This is a genomic window from Bacteroides fluxus YIT 12057 (assembly GCF_000195635.1).
In the GTDB taxonomy this organism is placed as follows: domain Bacteria; phylum Bacteroidota; class Bacteroidia; order Bacteroidales; family Bacteroidaceae; genus Bacteroides; species Bacteroides fluxus.
Window position 1 is genome coordinate 15221 of record NZ_GL882610.1, and the last position, 25854, is coordinate 41074.

Genomic DNA, 25854 nt, shown 5'->3' on the forward strand with positions numbered 1-25854 from the left:
GTTATTATTTGTTGGTGTAATCGGCAAGTTCATCTTTCACATAATCCAGAGTCAGCAGGAGTTCCTTCATTTGTTCCACGTCCAATCTACGAGTATTATCTGAATTATACTGTTCGCAATCAACCCGATGGCCAAAAATATCCACATACTTTGAATAGTTCAGATCGCGAAGGTCTGCAGGAACCCGATAAAAGTCTCCAAGGTCAACAGCCTTCGCCATTTCCTCATTGGTACAAAGCGTCTCGTACATTTTTTCACCGTGACGTGCACCAATCACTTGGATTTCATTATCCGCACGGAAAAGTTCCTTTATGGCCTGAGCCAATACCTCTATAGTGGCAGCAGGAGCTTTCTGTACAAACAGGTCACCAGGTTCAGCATGCTCGAAAGCAAACAGGACCAAGTCAACGGCATCGTCAAGAGACATCATAAAACGAGTCATCTCAGGCACCGTAACAGTCATGGGAAGACCGGCTTTAATCTGATGAATGAACAACGGAATGATAGATCCTCTGGAACACATCACATTGCCGTAACGGGTAGCACAGATCACAGTTCCGTTATCACGGGCCCTCGGATCACGGGCTTTAGAAATGGCAAGCTTCTCCATCAACGCCTTTGTCATACCCATCGTATTTATAGGATAAGCAGCCTTGTCCGTACTCAATACCACAACACGTTTCGCTTGGTTCCTGACAGCCGCTTCCAACACATTCTCAGAACCCACAATATTAGTACGGACTGCCTGCATGGGATAAAACTCGCAGGAAGGGACTTGCTTCAAGGCGGCCGCACTAAATACATAGTCCACTCCACGCATCGCGTTATTTATACTTTCAAAGTCACGGACGTCACCTATTATAAAATTCACTTTACTGTTTTGAAGCCGATGACGCATATCATCCTGTTTCTTTTCATCACGACTGAATATCCGGATTTCTTTCAAATCAGAATCCAAAAAACGATTGAGAACGGCATTACCGAAAGAGCCTGTGCCTCCAGTAATCAATAAAACTTTGTCTTTGAACATTTTATCTATTATTATAACTTTCCTGCCACAAACTCTCTAAGCTCTATCCCAATAAAGCATTTGACCACAAATGCCCATATCAGATACTCTGTATCTGATACATAAAATTACACAATAAACAGCACTTTGGATTTTATATTCCATTTACTTTCATTAGGGTAAACATAAGACTCCATTATCAGCAGTTACCACACTACTTATATACCCACGAACTATAAAATCAATTGAATAGAAACTTTATCAAATATTAGAATGCATCATCATCCTTCCACCGCCTCCACCAGCGACGGATGAATAAAAGTAGTAGCAACCGCCATCACCCCCTCTATGCTCACCACCACCCGGCGATCATGACGGATACGGACAAATTCCCCGATAACACCTTTGAAGATGCCATCCGTAATACGCACCTTCTGCCCTTTCACTAAGGCAAGTTCCATAGGCTCCAGATAAAGCACAGCCTCGTCGTAATTGCCGGAGACAAGAATAAAACTACGCATCTGCTCATCAGGGATAACAATGGGCTGGCGGGTTTCACGATCCATGATATAGCGTATAGGAACCTTGGCACCAAACAATTCCTTTATTTCATCCATTTTTTTACGGGTACAATGAATGAAAACGAGATTGTGGATAGCGGGAACAAGTTTGCGCATCCGCTTGCCATTCCTGGAAACGTACTCATAACGCATAGGGATGAAACTCTCTATCTTTTCCTCATCTAACATGGCTTTTAATACCAATTCACGGCCATAAGTGACACGGACGGCAAACCAATTATATAAAGTATTCATTGTCAATAAACAAAACTCGATTATCGCTATCGATTATTAGCTGAGAAAAGGATATTTTCGGGGGACACCGGAGTAGTGAAATACCTCCCGGTCAAATTATGTAATGCGATTATTTTCAATAACTTATTCTGCATTCATTTTATTTCAAGACTCCCCACTATCACAGAAAAAGAGCAGTGAAACACATATGTGGCCTTCCAAACCTGAAAGAAACCTTAAACAAATCAATTAAGAACAGCCTGTATTCAAAAGACATTCGCTTAATGGTCGCAAAGGTAGCTTCAAGAAATGAAATTACAAAATATTTTTATAATTAAAAATGAAAATCTTTAGGCTACAACCTACTAATATCATGTAGCACAAAGTATTAATATCATGCAGTACAAAAAATTAATATCGTGTCTGCATGATATTAACTTCCTGCAAACACGATATTAACTTTTTATTTGGACTTATCTTTAGAATGGCAACGGTCCATCCGTTCCTACTCCCCCAAAAGGATTGTCTGTCTGGGGAACGAAATCGGCCGATGAGGGCGGTGGCGGTGTAGAAGGACTCCCTATAGGAGTGTTCATGCCCGAACCGACCATATAGCCTCCCCCCTCCGTTGGAGGTGGGATAACCATATCATCTTCCGGATTCTGAAAACGGGTATATTGACCGATAAACCGCAGGCGTACATCACCTACAGCACCGTTACGATGCTTGGCTATGATAATTTCCGCCATACCACGCAGGTCACTGCCATCGGCAGAAGTATAGATTTTATAATATTCAGGACGGTGGATGAAGCATACCATATCGGCATCCTGTTCGATGGCACCGGACTCACGGAGGTCACTCAATTGGGGACGTTTGCCTTCCTCGCCTTCACGGTTCTCCACACCACGGTTCAACTGTGACAGCGCTATAATAGGAATATTCAACTCTTTGGCCAGACCTTTCAAAGAACGCGAAATGGTACTTACCTCTTCCTGACGGCTACCAAACGACATACCGCTTGCATTCATCAACTGAAGGTAGTCAATGATGATGATTTTCACCCCATGCTCACGCACCAGACGGCGTGCTTTGGTACGCAGCTCAAAGACCGACAAAGATGGGGTATCATCCACATACAAGGGGGCATCCAACAGGTCGCGCAACTTATAGTCCAACTGTTGCCATTCATAATCCGCCAACTGTCCACTTTTGATTTTCTCACTCGGAATCTCGCACGTGTTGGATATCAAACGATTCACCAACTGTACGTTACTCATTTCAAGAGAAAACAACGCAACCGGATTGCGGAAATTTACAGCGATGTTCTTTGCCATAGAAAGTACGAATGCCGTCTTACCCATGGCAGGACGGGCAGCTATAATGATAAGGTCGGACTTCTGCCAGCCGGAAGTCATCTTATCCAATTTGGTGAAGCCGCTTTCCAAACCGCTCAAACCATCCGTACGGGCAGCAGCTTTCTGGATAAGATCGTATGCCTCGGCAATGACAGGATTAATCTGCGTATAATCCTTCTTCATATTCTGCTGGGAGATTTCAAACAGTTTGCCTTCAGCTTCCTGCATCAAATCATCCACATCCAGAGTCTCATCGAAAGCCTTACTCTGAATATTGCTGGTAAAAGTTATCAGTTCACGAGCCAATGCCTTCTGGGCAATGATACGGGCATGATACTCAATATGCGCAGAAGACGCAACCTTACTACTTAGCTGGGTAATATAAAACGGACCGCCTATTTCCTCCAATTCTCCCCGCTTGGAAAGTTGTTCCTTCACGGTAAGGATATCAACCGGCTTCTGGTTTACAGCCAAATCCGTGATTGCGGAATAGATCAGTTGATGCCGATGCTCGTAGAATGACTCCGGACGAAGAATTTCACTTACTAAAGAATAAGCGTCTTTCTCAATCATCAAAGCACCCAACACCGCCTCTTCCAACTCCGGTGCCTGGGGCTGGATACGTCCGTAATCTGTAACGGGCTGCGGATTCTTGCTCTTCGGAGTGCGGAATGTTTTTCTTTGTTCTGCCACTTTATGAATTAAAAATTGAAAATTAGAAATTAAATGAACTCTCCCTTTTTCAAAAAGGGGAAGCAAAGATAATCGATTTTATTCATAGCGATAAATAAATCATTGTTAAGTTTTCAATCTATTATCAATCTATTATAAACAGAATTCACTAACTTTGCCTACGGAAGTCCTGCTCCGCCGCTTCCTCTTTTTAATTATTAATTATTCATTTTTTAATTTGCCTGTCAAATCATGCTTGTCTTTCCAAATGCCAAAATAAACCTGGGGCTGAATATTACTGAAAAGCGCCCTGACGGATATCATAATTTAGAGACGATCTTCTACCCGGTTCCCGTTGAAGACGCACTGGAGATAAATATACTGAACGAAGGAAACGAAAAGTTCCGCCTGCATCAGGCAGGTATGGAAATAGCCGGAGAGGCAGAGAACAATCTGGTGGTAAAAGCTTACAAATTATTGGATGCCCGGTTCAATCTCCCACCGATAGACATCCACCTGTTTAAGCACATACCGTCGGGGGCAGGACTGGGAGGAGGATCGGCAGATGCGGCTTTCATGCTGAAGTTGCTGAACGAGAAGTTCAATCTCGGACTGGCAACTGAGGAATTAGAAGATTATGCCGCCAGACTGGGTGCAGACTGTGCATTCTTTGTCCGGAACCAGCCTACATACGCCGAAGGGATTGGCAATATCTTCTCCCCCATTACATTTTCACTGAAAGGATATCAGATATGGTTGGTCAAACCGGATATTTTCGTATCAACCAAAGATGCATTTGCCCGGATCAGACCGCATCGCCCGGACAGATCCTTGAAAGATATCGTACAGTTGCCCGTAGAAGAATGGAAAGGGATTATGGTCAATGATTTCGAAGAGAGCGTATTTCCCCAGTTCCCGGCTATAGGAGAAATAAAAGAAGAGATGTATCGGCAAGGAGCTATCTATGCCTCCATGAGTGGATCCGGCTCATCGGTTTATGGAATATTTAAAGAAGACGCTTCATTACCGGAAGTGAATTTTGGAGAAAAGGCATTTGTCTATCAAGGGAAATTTGAATGATAATCTATGGTTAATGATTAAAGTGGGTTGGCAATCATATGATAAGATTACCCGCCCACACTAATCATCAAGTACGAATTGTTTAATATACTTCCACTTTGGCGGCAATACCCTTACATTTATCGCGTAAGGCATCAAGATCACTGCTCAACGGTGCATAGCATAATACAACCCCCATACGCCGGTTCACACGGGTAGTAGGTTTGCCGAAGATCCGAAGATAAGTATCCTCCTCCTTGGTTACTTCCTCCAGACCGCGATAGTTGGGACGTTCCTGACTGGCAATCGGTGAAAGGATTACAGCGCTGGTACCGATACGCTCTTGCTTGATACCCGGAATAGGCAAACCAAGCACTGCCCGGCAATGGAGCTCGAATTCATTGAGATTCTGTGTTCCCGCCAAAGTTACCATGCCTGTATCATGCGGACGCGGAGAAAGTTCGGAGAAGTAAACTCCATTTTCATGGCTGAGGAAAAATTCCACTCCCCAAAGTCCTGCGCCGGTCAATGCACGGGTCACTTTCTCTGCCATATCCTGTGCTTCTACCAGATGGGCGGGATCGATATGGGCAGGCTGGAAACTCTCACGGTAGTCCCCACCCTTCTGCACGTGTCCGATAGGCGGACAGAACAAAGTGGGACCATTCTTTTGAGTCACGGTGAGCAAAGTTATCTCACTGTCAAACTTGATAAATTCTTCAATGATAAGTTCCTTGATATCACCCCGGCTCCCATTACACCCATATTCCCAGGCATGTTCCAACTCGTCGGCGCTCTTGACCAGTGACTGTCCTTTACCGGAAGAAGACATCAGCGGCTTTACCACACAAGGAAAGCCTATTTTCTCGGCAGCGGCTTTCAACTCATCCAAAGATTTGGCGTAGAAATATCTAGCGGTTTTCAATCCGAGTTCTTTGGCGGCAAGATCGCGTATAGCCTTACGGTTCATGGTGAAGTTTACGGCACGTGCACTGGGTACCACCTGGATTCCCTCCTTTTCAAAGTCATACAGACGTTCCGTACGGATAGCCTCTATTTCCGGTACAATAATATCCGGCTGATGCTTACGCACCACACGTTCCAAGGCGTCACCATCCAACATGCTGAACACTTCACACTCATCTGCCACCTGTATGGCGGGAGCTCCGGCATACGAATCACACGCAATGATATACTGGCCTTTGCGTTGGGCGGAGATCACAAACTCCTTGCCCAGCTCACCGGAACCTAACAATAAAATTTTCTTCATCTATTTATTTACGATTTAACGATTTTATAACCTTATTGATGTTGTTCTCTCAACAAATCATTCACCGTCTTCACCGGATTGAATGTAGTCAAAGGAACTTCCACGAATACCGTATTCCAGTCGCTCATGGCACCGTTCCACAAACCGGGAAGTTCAAGAGCCTTCAGATCCTTGCCGTTCTTGGATTTATAGGAGATAAAGCCAGTCTCCTTATCCACATACTTTACAAGATCGAATTTATGTCCTTTATAATCTCTTACGGCACATACCAAATCTACCGGGTTGAAATGGGTACCCTTTTCAAACATATCCTTTTTCTCCGGATCATTCATGTCAATCTGTGAACTCTCAAGAATCTGCAGAGAGATGGTACCGTCACTGTTGTATGCAAGGAACGGACCGCCACCGGGTTCACCCACATTCTTCACCATGCCACAGACACGCATCGGACGGTTCAGTTTTTCCTTCAGATAGATGACCAGTTCAGAATCTTCAAGGTTCTTGACCTCAGGGTTCTTACAGTAAAGTTTCTTCTGCAGGAACTGCAGAATATCAAGAATCTGCTCATGCGTGTATTTACCGCTATCCAGCAACTGCAGATAAGCAAAGGCCTGCTGCTGTAAAGCAACCAGTACACCGGCTATCAATTTCTTATATAATACGGTATCGCCTTTCAGTTTATCGGGCACCACGTTATCAATGTTCTTGATGAAGATAACATCCGCATCAAGATCATTCAGATTTTCAATCAACGCACCATGACCACCGGGACGGAACAGCAGTTTACCGTTATCGCGGAACGGATTGTTCTCCATATCGGCAGCCACCGTATCAGTACTGGGCTTCTGTTCAGAGAAAGAAATGCTGTAATCCACACCATACTTTTTGGCGTATGCGGCTGCTTTCTCGTCAACCAATGCCTTGAACAGGGCGCGATGTTCGGGAGAAACCGTGAAATGTACATTAACCTTGCCGTTCTTGTTGGCCGCATACAGCGCACCCTCCACCAGATGTTCTTCCAATGGAGTACGGTTGCCGTCCTCATATTTATGGAACTTCAGCAAACCTTTGGGAAGAGCGCCATAGTTCAGTCCCGCCCCTTCAAGCAGCGCAGCGACTACGGCTTTGTAGTTACCTTCAGCCACCAAGGTAGGAATCTCTTTCCCGGCAGTTTTCTGGCAAGCGGCATTCAAATCATCATAAAAGGCGAACTTCTCTATTCTTTCAAAGAAAGTCTTTTCAAAATTGGTCTGGGGAGTATCATAATCAGCTCCCAAGAACTCAAACAAATTCTTAAACATACGGCTGGCAGCTCCCGAAGCCGGAACAAACTTCACTACCGTCTTGTCCGTTTGAGTATATGCCTCCCATGCATCCAAATATTTCTTTTGTTCATCAGTATCCGGAGCCAGTATGCCATTCTCCACAGAAGCGGCTGCAAACAGCTTCAGATAAGGAAAACCTTTTTTGAAACAAGCCAACTGGGCGGCAATCTGTTGTTCAGAGATACCCTTCTTTGCGAGCAATTCTTTGTCTTGCAGTGTCATCATAATATCTTGTTTTATTAATTTATGCCCAAAAATACAAAAAAATAAACCGACTCTCCAAAAGAAAATGCAAAAGTTATTTTTTTCTTTATATAGCGTCACAGTATTCATATCTTGCGGTTTCTTTCCTAAAATAGAGATTTGATTTCATATTAGTATTGATTTGGTTTCATATCCTTTCTCAACTTTAAAACATTCTAAATATCCAATTATATTTGCTAAAAAAAGATGCATCAGAACTTTTTTCCACTCCTAAATGTTAATATTATATGGAAATGCTATTTTTATTAGAGAAATTATATCGTGATCCTCTTGCGTTATCCAGATTCAGTCAATTCAGATGTTTTCAGATGAGCAAAGGGGAAATAATCCAGGACCTAAACGAAAATCATGAATTCCAAGTTTGTTTCGTGCTAAAAGGCTCATTGTGCCTCTTCAAAGATCAAATTGAGTCGATGCCGCTGATAGCAATCCAGAATGAATTCTTCTTTATCAGCAGTTTACATAAATGTAAAATCAAGGCCATGAATGACGTACAAATCGTTGTCCATGCATGTAACATTGTGGCTCCTTATCTGCACAACAGGATAATAGAATATCTGAAAGACGTAACAGTAAAGGATATAAAACCCATAGAGGTACTTCCTGTCCATCCACTGATGCGCTCTTTCCTGGATTTATTGGTGGATTATATGAAAAACGGAACGGAAATCCCGGATTTACACAGGGCGAAGGAATATGAACTGTTCTCATTGTTCAAGATTTGCTACAGCAAGCATCAGATAGCTTCTATCTTTCATGATGCCTTATCAAACGACTTGCAGTTCTTCGTTGCTGTCATGACGCACTATAAGAGTTGCAGAACAGCTAAAGAATTGGCTACTTTATGTGGATACAATGAACCTGTTTTCACTCAATTATTCAAAAGGTGTTTTCATGGAACTACCCCGTACCAATGGTTACAAAAGCAAACATCTTGCGACATTGAATTCCAACTGAAAGAAAGCACATTGCCTATTAAACAGATAATGTTGGATTATCATTTCAAGACTTTTTCCCACTTCACCACCTATTGCAAAAGAAATATTGGAGCCACACCCAATGAAATACGTAAAAAGGGAGAAGTGCTGAAATGCCAAACTCCCCTTGAATAATGCAGCCACAGACAATGTCAAGCCAGCATTCAATGTCTCAAAAGACAACAAATATAGATAATATCGTATTACCGCTGAAGGACAAGGCATAGGAAATATGTTCTCAGAAACTGACTGGAACCGTGTCAGTATCTGCACCATCTTCCATAAAATAAGAAACAAATTCTGTATAAATATGAAAGAAAGGTACGGTTATACGCAACCGTATCTCTGTGATATGAAACTCTCCTTTATGGCAAAACAAAGAAATTTGCACCGATATAAGCACTGATATCATTGCGATCCAAATCGCATAAGCACAGTAGTTTAAGATGTAAAACGAATCAAACCGCCTGTTGGGGAATGTTTTATTTTAATTATTTATAATTATGCATACAAAAAAAGAACGTAAAAACTATTTGTTGGTATTACTACTATGTATTCTCTATTCTTCATGTAGTAGTATTGATTTTGAACTGCCTCAGGGTCCTCAAGGCCCCAACGGTAAGTCTGCCTATGAAATATGGAAAGAAGAAGTGGAGGCCGGCCATATAGACTGGCCTTCCGATAAAATCAACCTGACTGACTTTCTGGTTTACATCAAGGGGGAAAAAGGAGACAAGGGAGCAGACGGTATGTCTGCATACGAGCAATGGAAAGCCATGCTCGCCCAAGGCAATGTAACCAACCCTCATGATCCTTCCCAAAATTGGCCTTCCTCAAAAAATACAGAATCTGATTTCTGGGATTTCCTCAGCGGAAGGGATGGACAGACACCTCATATCGGCGAAAACGGAAACTGGTACATCGGTAATAAAGATACCGGCATAAAGGCTACAGGCAAGGATGGGAAAGACGGAATCAACGGAAAAGACGGGCTTTCCGCCTATGAATTATGGAAACAATCTGTTGTTGAAGGAAGTATAGACTGGCCCAAGGACCAAACAACCATGGAACATTTCTTCTTATACTTTAAGGGGAAAGATGGTGAGAACGGTATCACTCCGCATGTGGGTGAAAATGGTAACTGGTACATCGGCAGTCACGATACCGGTATCTCTGCCCAAGGAGAAAAAGGGGAAAACGGTAAAGACGGAGCATCTCCCTATGTAGGTCCGAACGGAAACTGGTGGATCAATAATTCTGATACAAAAGTAAAGGCCCAAGGAGAAAAAGGCAGTGACGGACTTACTCCTTATATCAAGGATGGGTATTGGTGGATAGGAAACTCCAACACAGGAATTGCAGCACAAGGTCCCAAAGGGGAACAAGGGGAAAACGGTAAAGACGGACTTACTCCGGTCATCAAGAATGGAACATGGTGGATAGGAAACGAAGATACCGGAATTGCAGCACAAGGTGCCAAAGGAGATGACGGAGTATCACCACAAATAGGCACTAACGGCAACTGGTGGATAGGAAACAAGGATACCGGGATAAAAGCACGGGGTGAAAATGGAGTGAACGGAGCATCTGCCTATGAATTATGGGTAAATGACGTCAAAAATGACAAAATCAAAGACAAGAACAATGTTCCATGGCCAAAGGATCAAATCACAATGGCGGATTTTTACACTTATCTAAGTGGAACAAACGGCAGTAACGGAAAATCAGCTTACGAGCTATGGAAAGAAACCGTAACTGCAGGCAATGTGGATGACCCCAAGAACCCCGGACAGAAATGGCCTTCCGATAAAGTAGCAGAAAAGGATTTCTTCGACTATCTGGCAGGAAAAGACGGCATAAACGGAACGAACGGTCTATCAGCCTATGAATTATGGAAAAACGACTTAGCCAAACGTTGCGGAACATTAGACGCGCTTACCGACCATAGAAACGGTGGCGTCTGGGACTGTGACAAAAATACTCCGGATGATTTTTACGACTACCTGCGCGGAAAAGACGGTAAGGATGGTGAAGACGGTAAAGATGGAAAACCGGGAGAACCGGGCAAACCGGGAACGGAAGTAACCATCATCAAAGGAATACCCAATGTCATTGCGCAATATTCCCAATCGGAATATGGTGAGTATGTACGTACCTCTGACGGTGGAGTACTTTATAAAGTCTATGACGAAACCGGACAAATCGCGCCCAAAGCCCAAGTGAAAGGCATGCCCGGTATCAGCGCGGAAAAGGTATATACCGCCGATGATAAGGGAGAGTTCATCGTCCCTAAAGAAGACCTGCCTGAAATTCAGGATATAAACCTGCGTTGGGGAACGGTAAAAGAAGTCACCATAGCAGGAAAAGAGCCACAGCAATCTGCCAAAAACACGTATGTACCTAATAGAGTACGCATGAGAATGGTCCTTAAGGACAACTCTAACTCATTAAGCAGTTATCAATATTTATATTTTTATATACAACGGAGACTAAACCCGGAGGATGAGTGGCAGATAATTCCTTCCTATTTGCCGAACAGTGCTTCAAGATATCTGGATGCTTATAGAATCTCCGATAAAAATAACCCTAAAAGTATTTTATCAGATAAAAAATTATATTCATCTCAAAGTAGTAGTTCAAGTAGTGGAGGGTATTATTACTATATTTATACTTATCGGTTTGTTCAGGAGAATCCCGGAAAATTCAAGAACAACCAATCTGAATATTGGGATGGTACCGATGTTTACTACACGGTAAAATCCAGAGATCCTTATTATGGAGAAAGTTTCCAATGGAACGGTGTATGTTTATTGGCTCCTTACCAGATGGGACCTACATTAAAAAAGCTAAAGTTGAAAACAATCTCAAATGGTGAGGCACCCAGTTTCTCATCTGTTGAAGGTGAATTTGATTTTTCAAAGATGGATTTTACAAAAATCTATAAGTCATCAACTAAACGTACCGTAAAAGAAAACGAGATGGATTATGTAGAACCCGTTACCTATACGGAAGAAGAAGCTAGAAAACTTAAAATGGCATACGTTACATTCAATTATACTTCATCAGCCGGTTCACAGACGGCCTCAAGTTCCAACAACACTTCTTCTGCCGAAGTCCCGAATTTTAAAGTGTTTGCACCATTCCTCAACGCAACCATTGGCGTAAATAATAATGGTAGTGTATATTTCTATTCGTACACCCAAGGTTGGCTCAGAAAAGGAAAGGATGACAAGACATTCGTTGTTGAAAACTATAACAGTTCCTATGAATTACCAGAAGTAGAAGTTACCTATGAAGAATAAGAATATGAAGAAGATATACATACATAAGATTTATGCAACACTATTCCTTGTTCCTGCTTTGTGCATCGGCGTACCGGCCAATGCACAAAAGTCCTCAGGGAACAGTGCAGAGGAAGACAATGTCCATACAGGCATGGAACGCACTAAAAAAGCCTGGGAAATTGGTGTAGGAGGTACAGGACTCCAAATGACACGGTTCAATGTGATTAATTTCCAGACTAACCACAAAGGCGGCTATACCATAAATACCAGCAAGAAGGATCTCCTTTTTGGAGGACACCTGTATGTTGCCCGGGAACTTAACTCTCATTTTTACCTGGATTTGCAGGGGATGTTGGATTATAGTTCAGACCCCGTACGCAACGGACACGAGTCAAGATGGGTAGGTATGGCAGGCCTGGGACTTCAATGGCGTCTGGGTGAGTACTTTCACTCCAGCTATATCGATCCTTTTCTGCGGGCAGGAGTGAACTACATGTATAAGAACTTCAACGTCAATTACAACGGGATAGAAGAGTTCGACAGCAAGGAAATGGGCTGGAATTTGTCGAACGACTACAACAAAGAAGGAAGCGACAAGCATAATCTGGTCCCTGTTTCGTTGGGAGCGGGAGTAAACATGTGGTTGAATGACAAATTCGGCATGGGGCTCCAAGCAGACTATCTCATAATGCCATACAAGCACATCGCCAATTCATGGCAAGGAACCGTGAGGCTTATATGGCGTATTGGAGGCAAATCCAAAAAGGCAAAACCGGAAATCCAATATGTAGAAAAGATAGTAGAGAAAGTAGTGGAAAAGCCTGTAATCATGGAGAAAGTGGTGCAAGCTCCCGCCCATGCAAACGTATTGTGTGATTTGTTCAACAATATATATTTTGAGTTCGACAAGGCAGAAATAACAGAGAAATCGGATGCTGTTATCGACCAGATAGCCCGAATCATGCTGGCCGACACCACTAAAAGATACCTCATAACAGGATGTACGGACGCCAAAGGATCACCGCAATACAACATGGGGTTGTCACGGAGACGTGCGGACGCCGTTGTCAATGCCCTCCTGCAAAAAGGTGTTCCCGAAGAAATGCTGAAATCAAGAGGAGTCGGCAAAAAAATATCTTACGCCTCGCAAGATGCTTCCAATGAGATACGGGAAGGAGACCGTAAAATCATAGTGGAAATCATTACGAACATGGATTACTGGAACCATCTGCGGTAAATAATCTTTTTATCTATTTAAAAACGGTGTATATCCCTTAATTGTGCGGGGATATACACCGTTTATTTATTTTTTTCACTTACCTTTGAAGCACAAAATACGGACGATTATGGAAACAGATGATTTTTTCACTACTGACGAGAAAAAACGACTTTTCTCTCTCTATCGAAAATTATTGCAGCTTTCCGGAGAAACTCTCTTGAAGGGTGACTGCAGGAAGCTGAAAACACATCTTGTCAACACTATACAAAACCACTATATCCGACGGGATACGTTTGGCCTGAATCCGGTTATCAAGGATATGCAGACAGCGGTTATCGTTGCAGAGGAAATCGGCATGAAGCGGGCTTCCATTCTGGGGCTCATGTTGCACGACTCCGTACGATGCGGCACTTGTACCGCCGAAGAGGTGGAACAGAATTATGGAGAGGATGTAGCAGGCATCATCCGCGGACTGATACGCGTCAACGACCTGTATTCCAAAAGTCCCACCATCGAGTCCGAGAACTTCCGCAACCTGCTGTTGTCCTTCGCTGAAGATATGCGCGTCATACTCATCATGATTGCCGACCGCGTGAACATCATGCGGCAGATCAAAGATTGCGGCAATGACGAAGCACGCCGGCAAGTAGCCAATGAAGCGGCATATCTCTACGCTCCCCTCGCCCATAAGTTAGGCCTATATAAACTGAAGTCCGAACTGGAGGACCTCTCGCTGAAATATACCGAAAAAGAGGTTTACTACCATATTAAGGAAAAACTGAACGAAACGAAAGCATCGCGTGACAAGTACATCGCCGCTTTCATTGCTCCGGTACAGAAGAAATTAGAAGAAGCCGGACTTAGCTTCCACATCAAAGGACGTACCAAATCCATTCATTCCATCTACCAGAAGATGAAGAAGCAGAAATGTCCTTTTGAAGGAGTATATGATTTGTTTGCCATACGTGTCATCCTGGACTCACCCCTGGAAAAAGAGAAACTGGAATGTTGGCAGGCTTATTCCATCGTGACGGATATGTACCAGCCCAATCCCAAACGATTGCGCGACTGGCTCTCCGTTCCCAAAAGCAACGGATACGAGTCACTGCATATTACCGTTATGGGTCCCGAAGGCAAATGGGTGGAAGTACAGATACGTACCGAACGCATGGATGAGATTGCGGAACGCGGTCTTGCCGCCCACTGGCGTTACAAAGGCATAAAGGGTGAAACCGGCCTGGACGAATGGCTGACCTCCGTACGCGAGGCCCTTGAAAACTCCGACAACGGACTGGAGGCAATGGACCGCTTCAAATTGGACCTATATGAAGACGAAGTTTTTGTCTTCACTCCTAAAGGTGACCTGTTCAAGTTGGGCAAGGGTTCTACCGTGCTCGATTTTGCTTTCCATATCCATAGCAAGTTAGGATGCAAATGCATCGGTGCCAAAGTAAACGGCAAGAACGTACAGCTGAAGCAGATACTCCAAAGCGGCGACCAGGTAGAAATCATGACTTCCAACACCCAGACTCCCAAACAGGACTGGCTGAATATCGTGACTACTTCCAAAGCCCGTACCAAGATACGCCAGGCATTGAAAGAAATGGCTGCCCGCCAGCATGCCTTTGCCAAGGAAACTTTGGAGCGCAAGTTCAAGAACCGGAAGATAGAGTATGACGAGGCAACCATGATGCGCCTTATCAAACGTCTCGGTTTCAAAGTAGTGACGGACTTCTACCAGGCCATTGCCGATGAGACACTTGATGTGAACAACATCATCGACAAATATCTGGAACAGCAGAAGCGTGACAATGATGTGCGTGACGAAATAACCTACCGTTCCGCCGAAGGCTACAACCTGCAGCAGAGTTTGCCGGAAGAGACGGGAAGCAAGGAAGATGTTCTTGTCATCGACCAGAACCTGAAAGGGCTGGATTTCAAACTGGCACGTTGCTGCAACCCTATTTATGGGGATGACGTATTCGGCTTTGTCAGTGTCACGGGCGGCATCAAGATACATCGCTGCGACTGCCCCAACGCCAGTGATTTGCACTCACGCTTCGGCTACCGTATTGTAAAGGCGCGCTGGGCGGGAAAATCACAAGGTACCCAATATCCCATTACCCTGCGTGTGGTAGGCCATGATGATATCGGTATCGTGACGAACATTACCTCCATCATCTCCAAGGAGACGGGAATTACGTTGCGGAGCATCGGAATCGACTCTCATGACGGCTTGTTCTCCGGCACACTGACCGTTATGGTAGGTGACACGGGACGACTGGAAGCGCTGGTCAAGAAGTTGAGGACAGTGAAGGGAGTGAAACAAGTAAGTAGGAACTAAGGTTCAGGAACGGATTCCACCTATAATCATGAAATACGACTTCAGAAAACAACTTCGCAGTTTTGGCTATGCCTGGAAAGGCATCTGCTGTTGCATAGGGAAGGAACAGAACCTGAGTTTCCACCTCATTGCCACGGCGGTAGTGGTCATTGCCGGATTTGCATTGGGAATCACACGTACAGAGTGGACGGTCATTCTCCTTTGCATAGGAGTAGTGATAGCTGCGGAATTGTTCAATACCGCCATTGAAAAGTTGGTTGACTTGGTCTCACCCGAACGTCATCCCATTGCCGGACAAGTAAAAGACATTGCCGCCGGAGCAGTACTGGTATGCGCTGCGGCGGCGGCAATTATAGGATTGGTCATTTTCATTCCTTACCTCACCCGCTTCTTCTTACAATAAGGATAGGTCAGCAGGACAAAGAAGAATATGGAAAATATGGCCGCCGTCATGGCAACATGATAAATCGCAGTAACATCCATCATACGGCATGACACTGCGACACCAATCAGCAAACCGGCTTCCATTGACAGCTGGCAGGTGGTATTTGCCGTTCCCCGCTGGCAGTGATAAGAGAGCTTCACGAACATTCTTGTAAACGGTACGGTGACAAAGGCCAACACAGCCAAAGCCAACAAAGACCAGTAGTCCCCCGTGAACATCAGCGGCAACAAGACCCCCGGCACAAAGGCTATCAGCATCACGTTGGCTGCCGGCAGCCATGCACGCGGAAGCAGGAAACGATCCACACTGCACAAGGACATCCCCATCGGGGCACGGAACGCAACATACACTCTTGATACAAGAAACATGCTGAGCAGTCCTATGGCAACGGAAAGATAAGCCATCATACGGAAACCGTACATCCGGTACAGCCACACGCCCAATGCCACCCCTACCAACATACCCAGACGAGCAGCCCAGGCATAAATGACATTGCCCTCGCTGCGGCGTGCAGAAGTAGTGATATCAATGGCTACGGTAATGCCCGCCGTCGTAGCCAACCCGAAACAGCCTCCCTGCACGAACGCGAGCAGCAAAAGTTTCGGATAACTATCTACAAAAGCATAGCCCAAGGTAGCGGCAAGCATAACAAGCATGGAATATAAAAACACATTCTTCCGCTTGTATGCATCACCTAAATAAGCATGGAACGGTCCTACCACAAACAAAGCCGCAGCAAACGCCAGAAACATGCCACCCGTTTGCGTAACGGGAATACCCAATTGCTGCCCCATCATAAAAGGCAGTAAGGGAAACAGCATGTAAACAGATGTAAACAGCAACAAGTTTGCTACACACACCCGCCAGAAATTCAGTGTCATAAGTCCGTTAGTACTGTTCTTTTTCATTCGGGAAGTCTAAGTTCTTCACATCCGATACATAACGGCTGATGGCATCCGTCATCACCGTATGCAAATCGGCATAGCGACGCAGGAAACGGGGACGGAAACCATTGTTCATGCCCAACATATCCTGTACGACCAAAACCTGGCCGTCCACATCGCCACCGGCACCGATGCCAATGACAGGAATAGTCAGTTCACTGGATACACGGGCAGCCAAAGCGGCAGGAATCTTCTCCAGCACCAGCGCAAAGCAACCGGCCTCTTCCAACAAATGTGCATCACGCACCAGTTTGTCGGCCTCGGCCTCATCCTTGGCACGTACCGTATATGTACCGTACTTATTGATGGATTGAGGCATCAGGCCGAGATGTCCCATAATGGGAATACCGGCACTGAGAATACGTTTCACCGTCCCGATGATTTCTTCGCCTCCTTCCAGTTTCAAAGCATCGGCATGACTTTCCTTCATGATGCGGATGGCAGAAGCCAGTCCTTCCATTTCATTTCCCTGATAAGAGCCGAAAGGCATATCCACCACTACCATGGCGCGCTTCACGCCGCGCACCACGGACTTGCCGTGATAAATCATCTGGTCCAGGGTGATGGGAAGAGTAGTCACATTACCCGCCATAACATTGGAGGCGGAATCTCCTACAAGAATGACATCTATACCGGCGCCATCCACAATCTGCGCCATAGTATAGTCGTATGACGTCAACATTGATATTTTTTCGCCTCTCTGTTTCATCTCAACAAGGCGGTGCGTAGTCACTTTACGATTGTCATCTGAAATATATCCAGCCATATTCATTTCTTTTTTTTTCGCCGCAAAGGTAATCCTTTTTCTGATTACTTGTGCAATTGAGTTAATTTATCGTAAGTAAAGCCCGTGAAATCATCCAGTACATAATGGCACAACGGAGCGATATCCTCACGTGAGTTGGTGGTTGCCAAACCGATAACGGTTGCTTCTGAAGCCATGCCTGCCTTCAGGCCATTGAACGAGTCTTCGAATACATACGTGGTGTCGGGAGTAGCGCCGAATACTTCCATACCCAGCAAGAAGCAATCCGGTGCGGGCTTGGAAGCGGCGAACATCTCGGCTGTAAGGATACGGTCGAAAAGCGTCTTTATTTCGGGATGGACACGATAGACAGCCTCCATCTTCGCCTCGTTGGAGCTGGTAACGACCGCAGTCTTTACATGATGCCGGTGAAGGTCGGTTATAAAATCAAGTACACCGGGAATAAAGTCAAACGACATTTCCTGCTCAAACCGGTTCAGACATTCCGTAATTTCAGCCTGTTCCTTCATCATGCCCGGAAAGAAGGTATCATAGATATAAACCAGCGTCTGTCCCTTCACTCTGCCTTCTATATCGTCAATTCCTAAATACTTCTTTCCCATCTGATGCCAAAACCGGCTGTACTGCGTCTCTGTATCTACCACCACGCCGTCAAAATCAAAAAGGACGGCCATTGATTTCACTGTGTCCATAAACTTTCTTTTACCTAATTCTGTTAATACCATAATTATACGGGCTACAAAGGTCTGAATAATCATCGAATGAAGCAAATATTTCATATCTTTGCATGTCTTAATTGATTAAAATCAATGAACAATCCGCATATTTTAGGAACCGAACGCATTGGCAAGCTGTTGTTACAGTACTCTATACCCGCCATTATCGGTATGACGATTACCTCGTTATACAACATTATCGACAGTATATTCATCGGTCATGGCGTAGGGGCCATGGGTATTGCGGGACTTGCCATCACTTTCCCGTTGATGAATTTAGTTGTGGCCTTCTGTACGATGGTATCGGCAGGAGGTTCCACCATATCGTCCATCCGTCTGGGTCAAAAAGACCAGGAAGGCGCAACAGAGGTGCTGGGAAATACGCTGATGTTCTGCCTGGTCAATGCTTTCGTATTCGGCGGCATCTCATTTATATTCCTGGATGATATCCTGCGCTTCTTCGGTGCCAGCAACGGCACGCTGCCATACGCCCGCGACTTCATGCAAGTGATTTTGCTGGGTACACCCGTCACTTATACCATGATTGGTCTGAACAATATCATGCGTGCCACGGGATATCCCAGGAAAGCGATGCTTACATCCATGGTAACGGTGGTCTGCAACATAATCCTCGCTCCCATCTTCATTTTCCAGTTTGACTGGGGCATCCGGGGAGCAGCGACGGCAACGGTTATCTCACAGTTCATCGGCATGGTGTGGGTGGTGAGCCATTTCCTGCAAAAGACAAGTGTGGTACGTTTACATTCCGGATTCTGGAAAATGAAGAAGCGCATAATCGGCAGTATATTATCCATCGGCATGTCACCATTCCTGATGAACGTAACGGCATGTGTCATTGTAATCATCGTAAACAACAGCCTGCAACAGTACGGAGGTGATATGGCTATCGGGGCATACGGCATCATCAACCGGTTGCTGGTGCTTTATGTAATGATTGTATTAGGGCTGACGATGGGAATGCAGCCGATTGTAGGCTATAACTTCGGTGCGCAGAAGCATGACCGTGTGAAAGCCACCCTGCGCCTGACCATCATTGCCGGAGTGTGCATCACCAGTACCGGATTCTTGATTTGCGAATTGTTCCCCCATGCCATATCCGCCATATTCACCAGTGACGACGAGTTGATAGATATCGCTTCCAGAGGTGTACGCATCGCTGTTGCCATATTCCCATTGGTAGGTGCGCAGATTGTGATCGGCAACTTCTTCCAGAGCATAGGCAAAGCGAAAATAAGTATCTTCCTCTCCCTGACACGCCAGTTGCTATACCTGCTGCCGGGACTGTTGATTTTTCCGCATTACTTCGGTCTGGACGGTATCTGGATATGTATGCCTGTATCGGATTTCTTCGCGTTCGTGACGGCTGTCATCGCTTTGTGGATCTATATAAAAAGACTGCCGGTCCGCACGGCATAGCTCTTCATATTGTCAAGAGCAGATTTACGGAAGATTAACAGACGCATGCGGCTCCCATCATTTCTTTTTTCAAAACACATCATGCATTTCTATTGAACAGATCATCTGTTTGCCCCGAACAGATGATTTGTTTCACTGAAACACATCATCCGAAACCATACACCTTATCGTCCGGAAGTACAAAGTTTAATCACCTGAAGTACGGAGGTTTTCAGTACAAATCCCTCTCATTTCAACGGATAACCCGCTTGGTTTCAGCTGCCAAAATATATCATTGAAGGAATAAATGCACAACATTGCAAAACAGATCCGACGAGGGGGAAAAAGAAAAGGAGAAGCAATGCCTCTCCTTTTATGACCAATTAAATAAGAAATATCTATAAATTCACCCTACAAATATACGGCATTCAAAAGCCGATGTCAAGTGTTTCGGGATATTTATTCGCTCTTGATGCTGTTTACCGGATTCTCATTAGCGATATGCCATGCTTTCAGCACTACCGCCAACACGATAAGGGTCAACAGACAGATGCCCAACAGAATAAACCATACAGGAGAAAGCAGTGTGCTGTCCGGAAACTGTTCCATCCAAATGTCTGAAACATACCAGGCAAAGGCAATGCCTATCACAACCGCACCGATGGCTACCTTCAAGATGCCGGCTGAAAGCAACCGCAAGATGGAAGATGCTTCGGCCCCGTTCACTTTGCGGACGGCAATCTCTTTTGAACGGCGCTGTGTCTCGTCACTCACATATCCCACCAAACCTGTCAGCACAATAAGAAGGATACAGACAGAAGTCATATAAACCGTATTACGGAAACGAAGCACAGAAGCATTGGCATTGCTGCGCACTTCCTCATAGCTGAGAAAAGAAATACCGGATTGGGGATAAGCTTGCTTTACAAAGTCATTCAGACGGACCAGATTTTCATGTTGAGGTGCCTTGAGACGTACATGGAAGGTAGCGCACAAGGACGGATCAAGGATAAAAGCCACACAGGTCTTTCCTTGGAAGAAACCCATATTGCGTACATCACGTACCACACCCACGACTTTGGCACGCCCATCCCGGCTACCGCGACGGGCAGACAGGAGTTCACGTCCCATCACCTGGTCACCCCAATTCAGCTCCTTCACCAGATTCTCGCCTACCAACGCCTCGCCCGGTTGCTGCGGCCAACGTCCCTCCACAAGTTCCAGCCCCACAGCTTCGGGAAAGCCTTTGGCAAAATACTGGTAGTGCACCAGACTGCGCTTGCTTCCTCCTTCTGCCTCCACCGGCTGCGAAGAGTAATGTTCCAACATACTCTGCTCGCTGCACCCTACGGTCTCCACAAACGGTTGGCGACGAATGTCGTCGGCTACATGCTGCGCCCCTTGCACAAACTCTTCCGAAAAGAATTCACCGAAGCCTGCGGTAGCAGTACCTACACAAAGGCGTTCAGAGCTAAAGCCTATGTCACGTTTCATCAAGTCATGATATTGGTTTACACTGGTTGCCAGCATTCCCGATATGAACGCCACTCCCAGAAACTGCACAAACAGCAACCCGCGTTTCCAAGAGCGCTTGTCGTCCATATAACGGCGGAAAACCTGCGTCACAGGAATACGGGCAAACATCCGTCCCGGCAGTACCCCCGCCACAAGAAAAAGCAAGACCACGGTCAGCGCAGGTACCCAAATCGTCTGCCATGTGAAAATCTCACCTATTCGCGACAGCCCCAGCATATCTTCTATAGGATCGCTGAAAAGCCGCATGAGCAACAGGCTGCCTGCAACAGCAAGCGCCATCAGCAATCCGGTCTCCCAAAGGAACATGCCCATGATGTGTCCGGTATCCGCACCACAACATTTATGTACCCCTACCATCTTGGCCCTGCGCCCTATAGTAGCAACAGCCGCCAACGCATAATTCATGCCGGCTACAAAAAAGATGGAAAAGCCCAACACGGCAAGAATGACCAGCCGCCGCACATTGTCCGAACTGCTGAAGTAGAAGTCCGTCACCGGAAGAACCCGGCACTCCATACTTTCACCGTTGTAACGGCCTTTCACGTCCGTATAACGTCCTATGGCTTCGGTAATTCGGCTGTTTAATTTTTCCAGATCACCCTCGTGGCGCAAACGGACATAAATCATATAGATGTCGTTGCTGTTCCATGTGCCCCGCCCGAAGTTTTGCTCTACCGTAGGCAAGGAGATAAGGACATTGCTGGGAAAGGATATATTTCCGGGTACATCCTCGTAAACACCCCGCACAGTAATATCGTAGCGTTTATCCATGCTGAAAGTCTTTCCGACAGGATTTTCACTGCCAAACAATTCCTGTGCCTTGCTCTTCGAAAGGAAGGCATTACCCGCCTGTGCCAATTGCCGGGGATCACCGTTCAATACCTCAATGCCCATCGTCCGGAAATAGAGAGTATCGCCAAAAAGCACTTTCGTCTCTTCCAACTTCTTGTCGGCTATGTATAAATCCGGCTGATACCAGAAGAAGACAGGAGTGGCACATTCTACCAACTCCGGGAAAGACTCCGCCAACGCAGCTGCCGCAGGACGGTAAGTGTCATATTCCCAATGTCCGGCAATGCCTTCGGCAGAAACCTCACGGGTTCCAAACATGGCAAGCCGTTCATGTCCTTTGTAGAAAGTGTCATAGTTCAGTTCATAGACAATCTGCGAAAACAGCAGGATGCCCACCAACAATCCCAGTGTCAATGAAATCAGCTTGACGGCATTACTTCCACGTCCGCGAAGCAATGTTTGTATCGTATAATATAGTTGTCTCATAATAGCAGTCCTGTTTTTATCAGATTCCTTGTGCCGCCACACTTGCCACCACGCTACCGTCAAACAGATGTACCGTACGGTGTGCAAAGCTAGCGTCATGCTGGCTATGGGTTACCATAATGATTGTAGTGCCTTCCTTGTTCAACTCTGTCAACAGATTCATTACTTCGGCACCGTTCTTGGAATCCAGATTACCGGTAGGCTCATCGGCAAGGATCAGTTTAGGATTGGTAACCACCGCACGGGCTATGGCGACACGTTGCTGCTGACCGCCGGAAAGCTGTTGGGGGAAGTGCTTGGCACGGTGGCTGATATTCATCCGCTTCAAGATATCTTCCACCATACGCTTACGTTCACCCGCCTTTATTCCGAGGTAAGTCAAAGGAAGTTCCACATTTTCATAGACATTCAGTTCATCTATCAGGTTGAAACTCTGGAAAACAAAGCCCAACTTTCCTTTGCGTACACGGGTACGTTCTTTTTCTTTCAGATCACCTACTTCTTGCCCCAGCAATTTGTAACTTCCTTCCGTAGGATTGTCCAATAGCCCAAGGATATTCAGCAAGGTGGATTTACCACAACCCGACGGTCCCATAATGGCTACAAACTCTCCCTCCTTGACTTCAAGGTTTACATGGTTCAATGCTACTGTCTCTACTTCCGATGTACGGAACACTTTACTGATGTTGTTAATTTCAATCATGATATTTACTGTTTTATATTATATATTGTTTTATTCACTCTTTATGCTATCTACCGGGTTCTCATTGGCGATCTTCCATGACTTCCACAAGACACAACCTACGATGACCGCCAGATTCGCCATTGCAATCAGCGTATACACCACCCAGCCCAACGGAATCTTTTCCGCGAACTGATCTATCCAGATACTGTTGACATACCACGAAGCTATCGTACCGGCAAGCACTGACGGAGCAGCCACGTAGAGCACGTCGCGCGAAAGCAATTCAAGTATCATGCTCGCCTCCGCCCCGTTCACTTTACGAACGGCAATCTCCTTTGAACGGCGGCGTACCTCGTCGGTAGTATAACCTATCAACCCCATCAACATGACGAAAAACATGGTGACAGTAGCCAGCAACGTGGCATTGCGGAATACGCGGACACTGTTGTATTGCTCCGTAATCACCTGCTCGTAGCCCTTGAAATCAATCGTCTTGTCGGGGAACGCTTCTTTTGCCGCTTGATTCAGTTTCTGGAGATTATCGGCAAAAGGCTCCTTCAGCCGGATATGTACGGCACCATAGAACATTTTACCGGGCACTGCCATGAAAGGCTTCTTCTCGCTGGTAAAGGTTTCTATCTGGAAATCTTTCAGCAGTCCCACTACTTTAAGACTCTCCCTGCCCATGTTGACGTTACGCCCTATCACCTCGTCGCCCCAATGCATTCTTTCCGCAAAGATCTCGTTCACCACCGCTTCGCCTTTTTCGCGTGCCATGCGTCCCGCCTTGAAAGGTATGCCCATCATTGCCGGATAATCTTCGCGCATAAAATAGCAGAAACGCGTGGAGAACAACGAGTTGCCGGCCTCATCATAAACGAAGTTTCCACTGTATCCATAAATCGGCGTACCTTCGGCACTGCTTACTGCCTCCACGTACGGCAATCCCTTGAAGAACTGATATGCCGCGTCACAGGAAGCTTTCTTGTCCAGATAGAGTTCACCCCCGACAAGATTCTTCGGATTGTACCCCATATCCTTGCTCAACACGTATCGGTATTGCGCCATTACCACACACATCAACCCGCAGATGAAAGCCACACCGGCAAACTGTATGAAAAGCAACGGACGCTTCCAACCTTTCTTGCCTTCCGTGTAGCGATGGAAAACCTGCGAAACAGGAATACGTGAAAACAGCCTTCCCGGCAAAACGCCACCCACAACAAACAGTGTCGCTACCACCGTGACCGATACCCAAATACGTTCCGGCGCAAACAGCATGGAGAGTTTCGCCACTGTAGTGTCCTCCACAAAATCACGGAAATTAACCAGCAGCAACACCATCAGCAACAATGCGCCCAATATGATGAAACCCGTTTCCAGAAGAAACATCCGGAAAATAGTGCCACTCCCGGCACCGCTACATTTATGCACCCCCACCGCTTTGGCACGGTAAATCAGGGAAGAGATGGAAATCAGTACGTAATTCAGCGCAGCCATAAAAAGAATGGCCAAGCCTAAGACACCCATGATATTCGTCATGCGGCGCACATCTTCATTGTTGCGATAAGTATCGCGGATAGGCTGCACAAAAGCCGTATAGCCAACCTCCTTCTTGTCCTCTGCCGGACGGTATTTGTCTATCATCGCATCGATACGCGCATTGACAACCGCCTTGTCCGCACCGGGGCGAAAACGGATGTATTCCGTCCAGCTGTCTCCCCCACTCCACGAATAGTTCAGCCCGCCACGGCTCAAGGAAGTGGGCAGAGAAACAACTCCTTCGGGATTCATCGTGGCGTTGTCGGGCAAAGTGGCATACGTACCCTTCACAGTAAGGTTTATCTCATGATTGTAGCTCAGAACTTTACCGATGGGATTCTCGTCACCGAAAATTTTCTTCGCGAAACGCTCGCTCAAATAAATGACATCGGGCTGTACCAAATCGCGCTCCGGATTACCGCTCAGTACCTCAATCCCCATCGTGCGGAAAAAGAGAGAGTCGGCGGACACCTTTCGGTCGTCAAACCGCACGTTACCATTGTAAAGAGGCTGGGATACCATCCAGTGTCCTATACAGGCTGCAGCTTCCACCTCCCGGGGAAAATTCTCAAGAATGGCTCCCGCCAAAGGCCCTAAGTTTGCCTGCGACGGCTCGTATTTCTCTCCGTTAACGGTAAATACCGACCACACTTGATAAAGATTGTCATAATCCTTAAAACACTTGTCGAAACTTTGCTCATAAGCCACACGGGCAAACAACAGAATACTCATCGTCAATCCCAACCCCAAAGAAATAATCTTGATAATATTGGAACCACGTCCCCGCAGCAAAGTCTGAATTACATAATAGATTTGTTTCATTCCGTTTATAGTTTATTAGATATATTTTCCTGCTTTTTATATTGCAGAAAGCGTGCCAAAACAACTATCAAGCAGATTATCAGCAACATGCAAATATGTATCATTCATACAGATGTCTAATAATTAGAC

At 45.7% G+C, this 25854-nt stretch carries 18 protein-coding genes; 7 read left to right on the forward strand and 11 right to left on the reverse strand.

The window, feature by feature from the left end; all coding sequences use genetic code 11:
- Positions 1–4 precede the first annotated feature (4 nt).
- The 3 genes from HMPREF9446_RS02105 to dnaB form a co-directional block, all read right to left on the reverse strand.
- Positions 5–1030 (reverse strand): polysaccharide biosynthesis protein, encoded by a 1026-nt coding sequence (locus HMPREF9446_RS02105; protein ID WP_009123732.1) that lies wholly within the window; start codon positions 1028–1030, stop codon positions 5–7.
- Positions 1031–1290: 260 nt separating this feature from the next.
- Positions 1291–1824: a UpxY family transcription antiterminator gene (locus HMPREF9446_RS02110; protein ID WP_009123733.1), complete on the reverse strand. Its 534-nt coding sequence runs from the start codon at positions 1822–1824 to the stop codon at positions 1291–1293.
- A gap of 458 nt (positions 1825–2282) precedes the next feature.
- Positions 2283–3854: a replicative DNA helicase gene (gene dnaB, locus HMPREF9446_RS02115; protein ID WP_039968270.1), complete on the reverse strand. Its 1572-nt coding sequence runs from the start codon at positions 3852–3854 to the stop codon at positions 2283–2285.
- 231 nt (positions 3855–4085) lie between these two features.
- Here dnaB and ispE point away from each other — a divergent pair, with 231 nt between their 5' ends.
- The gene (gene ispE, locus HMPREF9446_RS02120) at positions 4086–4913 is read left to right on the forward strand and encodes a 4-(cytidine 5'-diphospho)-2-C-methyl-D-erythritol kinase (protein ID WP_009123735.1); all 828 of its coding nucleotides are present in this window, start codon (positions 4086–4088) and stop codon (positions 4911–4913) included.
- A gap of 82 nt (positions 4914–4995) precedes the next feature.
- Here ispE and purT read toward each other — a convergent pair whose 3' ends face one another.
- The gene (gene purT / locus HMPREF9446_RS02125; RefSeq protein ID WP_009123736.1) at positions 4996–6162 is read right to left on the reverse strand and encodes a formate-dependent phosphoribosylglycinamide formyltransferase; all 1167 of its coding nucleotides are present in this window, start codon (positions 6160–6162) and stop codon (positions 4996–4998) included.
- Positions 6163–6194: 32 nt separating this feature from the next.
- Positions 6195–7712, reverse strand: coding sequence for a DUF4301 family protein (locus tag HMPREF9446_RS02130; RefSeq protein ID WP_039968271.1), 1518 nt, complete (start codon positions 7710–7712; stop codon positions 6195–6197).
- A gap of 266 nt (positions 7713–7978) precedes the next feature.
- On the opposite strand from HMPREF9446_RS02130, the gene HMPREF9446_RS02135 reads away from it, so the two are divergent.
- The 5 genes from HMPREF9446_RS02135 to HMPREF9446_RS02155 all read left to right on the forward strand — a co-directional run bounded on the left by HMPREF9446_RS02135 (position 7979) and on the right by HMPREF9446_RS02155 (position 15978).
- Positions 7979–8863 carry a helix-turn-helix domain-containing protein gene (locus HMPREF9446_RS02135; RefSeq protein ID WP_009123738.1) on the forward strand — a complete coding sequence of 295 codons (885 nt, stop codon included), beginning with the start codon at positions 7979–7981 and terminating at the stop codon, positions 8861–8863.
- A gap of 368 nt (positions 8864–9231) precedes the next feature.
- The gene (locus HMPREF9446_RS02140) at positions 9232–12030 is read left to right on the forward strand and encodes a collagen-like domain-containing protein (protein WP_009123740.1); all 2799 of its coding nucleotides are present in this window, start codon (positions 9232–9234) and stop codon (positions 12028–12030) included.
- Positions 12031–12034: 4 nt separating this feature from the next.
- On the forward strand, positions 12035–13249 hold the full coding sequence (locus tag HMPREF9446_RS02145; protein ID WP_039968275.1) for an OmpA family protein: 1215 nt from the start codon (positions 12035–12037) through the stop codon (positions 13247–13249).
- Between the two features lie 109 nt (positions 13250–13358).
- The gene (locus tag HMPREF9446_RS02150) at positions 13359–15575 is read left to right on the forward strand and encodes a RelA/SpoT family protein (RefSeq protein WP_009123742.1); all 2217 of its coding nucleotides are present in this window, start codon (positions 13359–13361) and stop codon (positions 15573–15575) included.
- A gap of 28 nt (positions 15576–15603) precedes the next feature.
- Positions 15604–15978: a diacylglycerol kinase family protein gene (locus HMPREF9446_RS02155; protein WP_009123743.1), complete on the forward strand. Its 375-nt coding sequence runs from the start codon at positions 15604–15606 to the stop codon at positions 15976–15978.
- On the opposite strand, the gene HMPREF9446_RS02160 is transcribed toward HMPREF9446_RS02155, so the two are convergent.
- From HMPREF9446_RS02160 to HMPREF9446_RS02170, 3 genes are read right to left on the reverse strand one after another with little or no spacing between them, the layout of a single operon-like run.
- The gene (locus tag HMPREF9446_RS02160; protein WP_009123744.1) at positions 15951–16928 is read right to left on the reverse strand and encodes an MFS transporter; all 978 of its coding nucleotides are present in this window, start codon (positions 16926–16928) and stop codon (positions 15951–15953) included. The two genes, HMPREF9446_RS02155 and HMPREF9446_RS02160, sit on opposite strands and share 28 nt — an antisense overlap.
- Positions 16909–17730 carry a 3-methyl-2-oxobutanoate hydroxymethyltransferase gene (gene panB / locus HMPREF9446_RS02165; RefSeq protein WP_039968278.1) on the reverse strand — a complete coding sequence of 274 codons (822 nt, stop codon included), beginning with the start codon at positions 17728–17730 and terminating at the stop codon, positions 16909–16911. Before panB ends, HMPREF9446_RS02160 begins: the two co-directional genes overlap by 20 nt.
- Positions 17731–17774: 44 nt before the next feature.
- Positions 17775–18422, reverse strand: a complete 648-nt coding sequence (locus HMPREF9446_RS02170) for an HAD family hydrolase (protein WP_039968279.1) — start codon at positions 18420–18422, stop codon at positions 17775–17777.
- A gap of 117 nt (positions 18423–18539) precedes the next feature.
- Between HMPREF9446_RS02170 and HMPREF9446_RS02175 the strand changes: the two genes are divergently transcribed.
- A complete protein-coding gene (locus HMPREF9446_RS02175) occupies positions 18540–19883 on the forward strand; it encodes an MATE family efflux transporter (protein ID WP_009123747.1) in 1344 nt (447 codons plus the stop codon).
- A 438-nt stretch (positions 19884–20321) separates the two neighbouring features.
- On the opposite strand, the gene HMPREF9446_RS02180 is transcribed toward HMPREF9446_RS02175, so the two are convergent.
- Genes HMPREF9446_RS02180 through HMPREF9446_RS02190 form a run of 3 tightly spaced genes read right to left on the reverse strand, consistent with a single transcriptional unit; the run spans position 20322 to position 25725 of the window.
- Positions 20322–22676, reverse strand: coding sequence for an ABC transporter permease (locus HMPREF9446_RS02180; RefSeq protein ID WP_009123748.1), 2355 nt, complete (start codon positions 22674–22676; stop codon positions 20322–20324).
- 19 nt (positions 22677–22695) lie between these two features.
- Positions 22696–23379, reverse strand: coding sequence for an ABC transporter ATP-binding protein (locus tag HMPREF9446_RS02185; RefSeq protein WP_009123749.1), 684 nt, complete (start codon positions 23377–23379; stop codon positions 22696–22698).
- Between the two features lie 30 nt (positions 23380–23409).
- Positions 23410–25725: an ABC transporter permease gene (locus HMPREF9446_RS02190; protein ID WP_009123750.1), complete on the reverse strand. Its 2316-nt coding sequence runs from the start codon at positions 25723–25725 to the stop codon at positions 23410–23412.
- Positions 25726–25854: the final 129 nt, after the last annotated feature.